Annotated in this window: 8 protein-coding genes and 1 pseudogene; 2 read left to right on the top strand and 7 right to left on the bottom strand. The window is 64.2% G+C overall.

Features of this window, described 5'->3' with window-relative positions; genetic code table 11:
* From AHiyo1_RS08975 to AHiyo1_RS08950, 6 genes are all read right to left on the bottom strand, one after another.
* On the bottom strand, window positions 1–820 hold an 820-nt coding region (locus AHiyo1_RS08975; RefSeq protein ID WP_059388333.1), incomplete at its 3' end, for an N-isopropylammelide isopropylaminohydrolase.
* A 24-nt stretch (window positions 821–844) separates the two neighbouring features.
* A complete protein-coding gene (locus tag AHiyo1_RS08970; RefSeq protein WP_059388332.1) occupies window positions 845–1,867 on the bottom strand; it encodes an ABC transporter ATP-binding protein in 1,023 nt (340 codons plus the stop codon).
* Window positions 1,868–1,875: 8 nt separating this feature from the next.
* Window positions 1,876–2,964 (bottom strand): ABC transporter ATP-binding protein, encoded by a 1,089-nt coding sequence (locus tag AHiyo1_RS08965; RefSeq protein WP_216363163.1) that lies wholly within the window; start codon window positions 2,962–2,964, stop codon window positions 1,876–1,878.
* The gene (locus AHiyo1_RS08960) at window positions 2,961–3,962 is read right to left on the bottom strand and encodes an ABC transporter permease (protein WP_059388331.1); all 1,002 of its coding nucleotides are present in this window, start codon (window positions 3,960–3,962) and stop codon (window positions 2,961–2,963) included. The genes AHiyo1_RS08965 and AHiyo1_RS08960 overlap by 4 nt, the downstream gene beginning before the upstream one ends.
* Window positions 3,963–4,063: 101 nt before the next feature.
* Window positions 4,064–5,755, bottom strand: a complete 1,692-nt coding sequence (locus AHiyo1_RS08955; protein ID WP_253257226.1) for an ABC transporter substrate-binding protein — start codon at window positions 5,753–5,755, stop codon at window positions 4,064–4,066.
* A gap of 76 nt (window positions 5,756–5,831) precedes the next feature.
* On the bottom strand, window positions 5,832–6,857 hold the full coding sequence (locus AHiyo1_RS08950) for an ABC transporter permease (RefSeq protein ID WP_253257225.1): 1,026 nt from the start codon (window positions 6,855–6,857) through the stop codon (window positions 5,832–5,834).
* A gap of 140 nt (window positions 6,858–6,997) precedes the next feature.
* On the opposite strand from AHiyo1_RS08950, the pseudogene AHiyo1_RS26460 reads away from it, so the two are divergent.
* Both AHiyo1_RS26460 and AHiyo1_RS26455 read left to right on the top strand, forming a co-directional pair.
* A pseudogene (locus AHiyo1_RS26460) lies at window positions 6,998–7,213 on the top strand (GntR family transcriptional regulator); the annotation flags it as partial.
* 107 nt (window positions 7,214–7,320) lie between these two features.
* Window positions 7,321–7,719, top strand: coding sequence for an FCD domain-containing protein (locus tag AHiyo1_RS26455; RefSeq protein ID WP_253257224.1), 399 nt, complete (start codon window positions 7,321–7,323; stop codon window positions 7,717–7,719).
* A gap of 9 nt (window positions 7,720–7,728) precedes the next feature.
* Here AHiyo1_RS26455 and AHiyo1_RS08940 read toward each other — a convergent pair.
* Window positions 7,729–8,916 (bottom strand): DUF4032 domain-containing protein (locus AHiyo1_RS08940; protein ID WP_059388328.1); only part of this gene is annotated, 1,188 nt, incomplete at its 5' end.

Here is an 8,916-nt window from a genome sequence, read left to right as displayed (position 1 = left end):
CCGACGCCATGGAGATGTCCAGTTCGGCGAACTCGTCGATGAGGCGGCGCGTGGTGGCCTCGGAGACGCTGCCCAGCTGGTATGCGTGGGACATGGTGACCTTGCCCTGCATCCCCAGGGCGCGGGTGCGCTCGATCACGAGGTCCGTGCTGAAGACGCCGAGTTCGCCGGGCTCGTGGAGGTGGATATCAATGGGGACCTGGTACTTTTCGGCCAGTCCGAAGACGATGTCCAGATGCCGGGCCGGGTCGCGGTCCAGGCTGCACGGGTCGATGCCGCCCATGACATTTGCGCCGGCCTTGAGTGCCTGGTCCATGAGGGGGACAGTGCCGTCCTCGAGGAGAAGGCCCGCCTGGGGGAACGCGATGATGTCGACGTCGGCCTGCCCTTTGAACTGCTCCTTGGCGGCCATCACGGCGTCGAAACGCTCAAGGCGGCAATCGACGTCGATCTGGGCATAGGAGCGCACACGCGTGGTGCCGCGGGCGATCATCCGGCCGAGGGTGTTGTTGACCCGTTCCTGCAGCGGAACCTCGGCGTTGCGCCAGTTCTTCCGGTCGTTCATCATCATGGTCCAGACGCCGGGGCCGCCGGTGTGTTCGCGGAACGGCAGTCCGATGCGGGTCGAGTCCAGGTGCACATGGACGTCCGAGAACGACGGCACGAGAAGACGGCCGCGGCCCTCGACGACGGTGGTGTCGCCAGTCGCCGCAGCGCGTGCAGGGTCATGGGGTTCGACGCCGGTGATCTTGCCGTCCGTGACGAGGACGTCGCTCAATGCTTGTCCCCAAGGACGGACGGCACGAATCAGGGTGTTCAATGTATTGCTCCTTTGATGTTGGATCTATTGCACACCAGCGAGGGCTGCGGATTCCAGACCTGCGTGGTGGCAGGCCGGGGCAGTCGCGCTGGCGGGTCGGGGGATTTCGCTGATGCAGCGTTGCTGCTGTTCCGCGCCCAAGGTGCCGAACAACGGACACCGGGTGCGGAAGACGCAGCCGCTGGGTGGGTTTGCCGGCGACGGGAGATCTCCGCGGAGCCGGATCTTTTGCTGCTGGCGGGCTGCCCGGGGATCCGGCAGGGGCACGGCGGACAGGAGAGCCTGCGTATAGGGATGCCGGGGCTCCCGGAATAACTCCTCCCGGCTTCCTTGCTCCACGATTTTGCCGAGGTACATCACCGCCACCCCATGCGAGATATGGCGGACCACGGAAAGATCGTGCGCGATGAAGATGTATGCCACTCCGGTGTCCCGCTGGATCTCCTGGAGCAAGTTGACCACCTGTGCTTGCACCGAGACATCGAGGGCGGATACGGGTTCGTCGCACACAATCACGGAGGGGTTCAGCGAGATGGCGCGCGCGATGCCCACCCGTTGGCGCTGGCCGCCGGAGAACTCGTGCGGGAAACGGTTGTAGTGCTCCGGTTTGAGGCCCACCTGCTCGAGGAGTTCCTTCACCCGGTTCTTGAGGCCGCCGGCCGGGTTGATCTTTCGCGCCAGCATCGGTGCGGCGATGGCGGTGCCCACGGTTTGCCGTGGATTGAGCGAGGCGAAGGGGTCCTGGAAGATCATCTGGACCTTGCGGCGGAAGTTGTACAGATCGCGGCCCGCCAGCTGGCTGATGTCCACGCCGTCGATCAGGATCCTCCCGCCGGTGGGATCCATGAGCCGCGCGATCATGCGCCCGGTGGTGGACTTGCCGCAGCCGGACTCACCCACGAGTCCCAACGTGTGGCCGCGCGCGAGGCTGAAGGAGACGCCGTCGACGGCTTTGACGGTCTTGGATCCCTTGGGGGAGAACAGACCGCCTTTGATGGGGAAATGCTTCTGGATGTTCTCCACCTGGAGAATTGCCTGCGTGTCCATGGCGGGTCCTAACGCGTATTCCGAATAGTGACGATCTGGGGGCCGCTCAAGTGGCAGCGCTTTCCGTGGCCGTCTTCGACCACGAGCTCCGGGCGCTGGCTCGCGCATACGCCGTCGCCGGCAAGGGCCGCGTACTCGCACCTGGCGCTGAAAAGGCAGCCTCTCGGGAGGTCAAGGAGCGACGGCGGCTGGCCCGGAATGGGGTTGAGCCTGCCCGAGCTACTGCTCAGCGTGGGCATCGATTTGAGCAGGCCAAGAGTGTAGGGGTGCCGCGTGTCGTAGAAGATCTCGTCCACCGGTCCCGATTCGACGCATTGCCCGCCGTACATGACCAGCACGGAATCGCACACTTCGGCCACCACGCCAAGATCGTGGGTGATCAGGATCAGGGCCGAGTTGGTTTCCTGCTGGAGCTCGGACATGAGGTCCAGGATCTGTGCCTGCACGGTGACGTCCAGCGCGGTGGTGGGTTCGTCCGCGATGAGCAGTTCCGGTTCGCAGATCAGTGCCATGGCAATCATGGCGCGCTGGCGCATGCCTCCGGAGAAATGGTGCGGGTATTCGTCGTAGCGCTGCTCAGGACTCGGAATGCCTACCCTTCCGAGCATGTCGACGGCGGCCGCGCGGGCCTGCTTCTTGCTCGCCTTGTTGTGGACGAGGTACGCCTCGGCGATCTGATGGCCCACAGTGTAGAAGGGATGCAGGGCCGAGAGCGGATCCTGGAAGATCATGCCGATGTTCCGGCCGCGAAGCTGCCGCATGCCGGACTCGGGCAGTGTGACAAGGTCCTTGCCTTGGAACAACGCCTGGCCGGTGACCCGGGCTGAGGTCCCCTTGAGGAGCCCCATGAGCGCCTGGCTGGTGACCGACTTGCCGGACCCTGACTCCCCGACGATGCCGAGGGTCTGCCCGCGCTCCAAGGAGAAATCCATCCCGTTGACTGCCGAGACAAGGCCGTCGTCGGTGGGGAACTTCACCGAAAGGTTCCGGACGTCGAGGAACGCGGTGGCTTCCGCGGCCTGATGGCCGGTTCGCGCGGCCTGATGCGCGGTTCGCGCGGCCGGTTGTCCGGCCGGACTGGGCTGGAGCTGGGTCATTGGAGCCTCACTCGGGGATCGATGGCAGCGTAGGCGAGGTCGACGACGACATTCGCGACGATGACGAAGAAGGCAGCCAGCATGGTGATGGCCATGGTGACGGGGAGGTCGCCGGAAATGGCAGCCCGGACGGCCGTGAAACCGAGTCCCGGGACGGAGAAGATCTGCTCGGTGAGGACCGCGCCGCCGAGGAGAAGTCCGATGTCCATGCCAAGCATGGTCACCACCGGAGTGATCCCGGCCCGGACACCGTGTTTAAACGTCACTGTTCGGGGCGCCAGGCCCTTGGCACGGGCCGTGCGGATGAAGTCGTCGCTGAAGGTTTCGATCATGTTGGTCCGGGTGACCCGGATATACGCCGCGCTGAAAAGCACCGCGAGGGCGACCCACGGCAGGAAGTAGTTGAGTACCCAGGCCCCCGGACCATGCGGACCGAAGGGGCTGTTGATCTCGTTCGTCGTGAAGGGCAGGAGATGCAGCTGGTTGACGAAAACCAGCAACAGGAACAGCCCGGTGACGGGGATGGGCAGCGAGACTCCAACGGACGCTGCGCCGACGATGAACTTGTCCGTGGCGGATCCCTTGCGAAGGGCGGCGAGCAAACCGAGCCCGACGCCGGAAACGGTCCAGAGCACCAGCGCGCCGACCGCCATGGAGAGCGTGTAGGGCAAGGAGCGGGCGATGATGTCCGAGACGTTTTCATTGGTTTGGAACGATTTGCCGAGGCATGGCCACTGGCAGATCGATTCCGCTCCGGGAGCACCGATCATCCGCGGCGAGACCAGACCGCGCATGTAGTCGATGTACTGGACCAGGAAAGGGTGGTCCATGCCAAGGGCCACGCGGGCTTCCGCGATGCGTTCGGGAGTGCACTCCTGGCCGCAAGCGGCGGACGCAGGATCGGCAGGACCCAGCTGGAACAGCGTGAAGGTGATGAAGCTGACGGCGACGAGAAGCAGGATCAGGGAGCCTGTCCGGCGAAAGATGAATCTGATCATTGTGCTGGTTGCGGGCCGTCCGGTAGTCGCCGGACGGCCCGCCTCCCTTCTGGGCTGGCCTGATTGGTGTGAACAGGCCCGGTTGTGTGTATTTGGTCTGGTTAGTGCTCGACGCCGACGATCGAGAGGTCGATGCCGCCGAAGAAGTAGCCCACTTGGGCGTTGCGGATATTGGAGCCAACCACGCTGTTGGTGTGGCTGCGGACGAGCGGGATGATCGGGTAGGTCTTCAGGGCCTTGCCGAACTCCTCAGACCATTTCTTGCCGAGTTCCTCCGAGGTCCCGGAAGTGTTCCGGAGCTCGAACATGGCTTTCGAAATCTGCGGATCGAAGTAGCGCGACGTGTTGGAGAAGCCGTAGCTGGTGCCGTCGTTGTTCGGTCCGAGGATGGGATCGGCGGACGTACGCACCGACGCGGGGTCGGCGCCGCCGCACCAGCCCGAGCGCGCAATGTCCGGCAGCTGGTCACTGGCCAGGACGGAGTAGTAGTTCGGGGCCGGGATCGGCACGAGCTGGACGTCGATGCCCAGGGCCTTGAGGTTCTGCTGGATCACGGTGCCCGTGTTCTTGTAGGCGTCGCGGTTGTTGGCGTACCCGTAGGTGAGGGTCTTGGGGTAGTTCTTGCCTTCGAGGAGCTTCTTGGCTTCCTCCAGCTTGGGCTTGCCGGTGGGGTCGATCTCCAGGTCCTGGGCTACGTAGCCGCGCATCTTGGCGTTGAGCGGGGTCTGGGTGAGTTCGCCGAAGCGACGTCCGCCGTACTGGACCAGGATGGACTGACGGTCCAAGGCCAGGGCGATTGCCTTGCGGACATCGGGATCGGAGATCTTCTCGGTGTTGAGGCTGAGGACGTCGTTGCAGCCGAGCAGTCCCGATGCAACGCGGTCCTTGACTTGGGCATCAGCGAGCTTGGCGGAATCCGAGGTCTGCAGTGCACCGTTGGAGTCCAACGTGAGGGCATTGGGATCGGAGTTGGCCAGGAGCTGCTGGCTGATGGTGGCCTGCGAAGTGGAGAGCGTGAAGCTGAAGGTGTCCGGAAGTGCCGTGCGGTTGGGGTCGGTGGACGGATCCCAGTTCGGGTTGCGGACCAGTTTGAGCGACTTTCCGCGACTGTACGAATCAACCATGTACGGGCCTGTAGACACCGGGTGGTTGGTGTAGTCCAGCTTGGTGTCCTTGTCCTTCGGGACAGGCGAAGTGTTGGAACGGGAGGCCAGCGCCGGGAATTCGGCGAATGGCTTCTTCAAGTGGAAGACGACGGTGCGCTCGTCCGGAGTTTCCACGGCCTTGAGGTCAGCGGAAGGATCCTTGTACGGCCCCTTGTAGCCGCCGGCGTCGAGCGCTGCGTTGAGCTCCTGCGGGGCCTGGGTGTAGACGTCCTGGGCGAAGGTGCGTTCGATGCCGTACTTGACGTCGGCGGAGGTGATGGGGCGGCCGTCTTCGAACTTGACGCCCTTCTGGAGGGTGAATGTCCAGGTGAGTCCGTCTTTGGACACCTGGCCCGTGTCCGTGGCGAGGTCCGGAACGATGGTGGGCGGCTGTCCGGCCGTCTCCTTCGCCATGGTGAGGTTCCTGTAGTACAGCTGGCCGACGTTGGCCGTCTGGACGTAGTTGCTGTTGCCCGGGTCCAGGGTTTGGAAGTCCGAGGACATCAGGACGTTGATGTTGCCGCCCTTGGTGGTGAAACCGGACTTGACCACTTCGGGAGCCTGCTCGGTGCTGGAAGCGCCGGAGGCGGCAGTTCCGGGCTGGTTCTGTCCCGCCGCGCAGCCTGTGGCGGCGGTGGCGATCAGCACGGCAAGGGCCAGCGCTCTGGTGGGGGGTATTCATTGTGCTCCTCATTTGGGTGGGTGGAACGGATTTGAAGGGGGATTAGTGGCGGGATGCCTTGGGGTCCAGGGCATCCCGCACGGCGTCGCCGAGCAGGTTGAACGCCAGGACCGTGACGATGAGCATGGCGCCGGGGACTGCCAGGAACCAGGGATCGCTGAGGTACCAGTTGCCGGATTGGGCGGCGTTGAGCATCTGGCCCCACGACGGCGTGGGGTCCTTGACGCCGACGCCGAGGAAGGACAGTGCCGCTTCTGCGGAGATGTTCGTGGGGATGAGCATGGTGGCGTAGACCAGTACGACTCCCATGACGTTGGGAATGATCTGCCGGAACAACACGCTCAGGTGCGAGGCGCCGAAGGACCGCGCGGCCTCGACGAACTCGCGCTCGCGGAGGCTCAGTACTTGGCCGCGGACAATACGGGCGAGGTATGCCCAGCCGAAGAAGCCCAGGATGATGACGAGCGAAGCCATGGGCAGGAAGCTGCCCTGGCCCAGCGCGGTGTCCCGCAGCCGTGACTGCAGGATGGGGGTCAGTGAAAGGACCAGCAGGAGGTGCGGAAAAGCGAGGAAGAGATCCATGATCCGGCTGATGATGGCGTCCGTTTTGCCCCCGAAGTAGCCCGCGGCCGCACCGATCACGGTTCCCAGGACCACCGAGACCGCAGTGGACAGCAGGGCAATGGTGAGGGAAACCTGGCCCCCATAGGCGAGGCGGGCAAACAGGTCACGGCCCAGTCCGGGTTCCACGCCCAGCCAGTGGCCGGCCGAAGGGTACATGTATCCGGGGAGCGGCAACCCGGGAGTCTGGAGGTCGTCCAGGACATCGGGGCTGGTGTTGGACGTGAAGGGATCGTTGCCGGACATGGCACTGAGCAGCGGGCCGAGGATGGCGAACAACATGATGGCCACCACCACGCAGAGGCTCAACAGGGCAATCTTGCTCCGGCGGATCCGCAGCCAGGCCGTCGCCAGGAGCGACCGCGCCTCGGCAGTGGGTCTGCTTGGGGGCGTACTGGGGGATGGACTCTCAGCCGTAGCTTCGGCGGTGGACTGTAGCTGGGTCAACGGGGGTGCTCGATTCATGATCCAAGGAGTAGGCTCCGGACTTTTTGTATACCAAAAATAGACTAGAGCAGGTTCGATGGGATGTAAATCACAAATATTGCACTATCTGGAATACCAAACAGCTCTGTTTCCTCCCGTGTATGCTCGGGTGGAACGTAAGACGACGGGGAAGGGAAGGGTGGCCGACGCCGATGCCCGAAACGCTGACTGGCCGCGACGACGAAGCCCGGGCCGAACAGGTCTACCAGCTGGTCCTTGAGGGAATCGTGGCGGGGAGATACGAACAGGGCGCGCGGCTGCGTGAACGGGAGCTCTCCGAGCTCTACAACGTTTCACGAATCCCCGTGCGGGAGGCCATCCAACGCCTCGAGCAGGATGGCTTCGTGGAAACCTTCCCCCGCCGGGGCGCCGTGGTGCGGCAATTGACGCTCACCGACGTCAATGAACTCTTCGACGTGCGGTTGTGCCTGGAAACGTTCGCCGCCCGCATGGCGGCATCCGGGTCGCCGCGGGCGAACCGGGAGGCCGTTTGCAGGAACTCCTCGACGACACGAGGCAAGCGATCGACGACGACCGGACCGACGACGTCGTGCGCCTCAGTGCGGCGTTCCACGCCGAAATTGTCCGGCTGTCCGGCAACCGGCTGCTCATCGAGTCGGTCAAGCCGTTGTTCGGCCGCATGCGCTGGATCTTCGGGCTCGCCCACAACCGCAGCAACGAACTCCAGCGCGATGAGCACATGGAACTGTGCAACGCCATCCTCGGCGGCAAGGCCGAGCTCGCCTACACCCTGGCGTACTCCCATATCGAGCTCGGGCGTGAACCCGTGCTCAAGGGACTCGCGGAGACGCTGGAGCCCTAAACCCCTGCGTTAGTCGTCGGAATCCGGGTATTCGTCCTCGTCGTACCGGGATTCCTCGGTTTCGGCTTCCAGGATCTTGAGCATCGCCGTGTCCGGATTGAGCATGATGGCAGCCTCGTCACGCCGGTGGCGCAGGATGGTGTCCAGATAAGACTGCACGGCTTCCGCCAAGGGGATGTGGCTGTCCTGCTTCTGGCTCATGTACCAGCGGTGTTCGAGGACTTCGTGGACCACTTCTGCCGGCTCAAGCTTGCCTGCGAGGTCGCGCGGGATGGAACGGACGATCGGCTCGAAGATCTGGCTGACCCAGGTGTGGGCACTGATTTCTTCGTCCATGTCCGGGTTGTTGTCCGCCCGGAATGAATCCATGTCATTGAGCAGCCGGCGGGCCTGGTTCTCCTGGGCATCCAGGCCAGCGAGGCGGAGCAGCCGCCGCTGGTGGTGGCCGGCGTCGACCACCTTGGGCTGAAGCTGGATGGTGGATCCGTCCGCGGTGGTCTTGATGGCGTATTCCTCGACGTCGAAGCCGAGTTCGTTGAGGCGGCGGATGCGCGCGCCCACGCGCCAGCGTTCGCCGAGCTCGAACGATTCCTTTTCGGTGAGTTCGGCCCATAGCCGCCGGTACGAGTCCATGATGAGCTCCGACGTCGCTACCGGGTCCACCTTCTCCTCGATCAGCCCGCCTTCGAGCAAGTCCATGAGTTCCCCGGCGATGTTGACGCGGGCAATCTCCAGATCGTACTCGCGCTGGCCCACCGACAGATCCGGGTACAGCTCGCCGGTCTCGGCGTCCACCAAGTACGCGGCGAACGCCCCGGCGTCGCGTCGGAACAAGGTGTTGGAGAGGGAAACGTCGCCCCAATAAAAGCCGATCAGGTGCAGGCGCACCAGCAGCAGCGCTTGGGCGTCGATAAGCCGTGTCAGGGTGTCCCGGCGAAGCATCTGTGAGAAGAGCGCACGGTACGGCATGGAGAACTTGAGGTGCCGGGTGACCAGCACCGGGTTCAGTGGCTTGCCGTCAACGGTGGTGCGGCCGGTGATGACCGCGACCGGCTCGACGCAAGGCACATCCATCCGTGCCAGCTTGCGGAGCATGTGGTATTCGTGCCGGGCAACGTGCTCGGACGTTTCCTTGATGGCGATGACGGAGCCGGCCAGGTGCGCAAAACGCACGATGTGCCGGGAGATGCCGCGGGG

It is taken from the genome of Arthrobacter sp. Hiyo1 (assembly GCF_001263615.2).
Lineage (GTDB): Bacteria > Actinomycetota > Actinomycetes > Actinomycetales > Micrococcaceae > Arthrobacter.
The sequence above is the reverse complement of the archived record's forward strand: the minus strand, read 5'-3'. Positions and strand labels throughout refer to the sequence as shown.

Bases quoted from the DNA above. Each gene is read 5' to 3' on its own strand.
- AHiyo1_RS08970 (WP_059388332.1), bottom strand. From the start codon at position 1,867: ATGGACACGCAGGCAATTCTCCAGGTGGAGAACATCCAGAAGCATTTC.
- AHiyo1_RS08965 (WP_216363163.1), bottom strand. From the start codon at position 2,964: ATGACCCAGCTCCAGCCCAGTCCGGCCGGACAACCGGCCGCGCGAACC.
- AHiyo1_RS08960 (WP_059388331.1), bottom strand. From the start codon at position 3,962: ATGATCAGATTCATCTTTCGCCGGACAGGCTCCCTGATCCTGCTTCTC.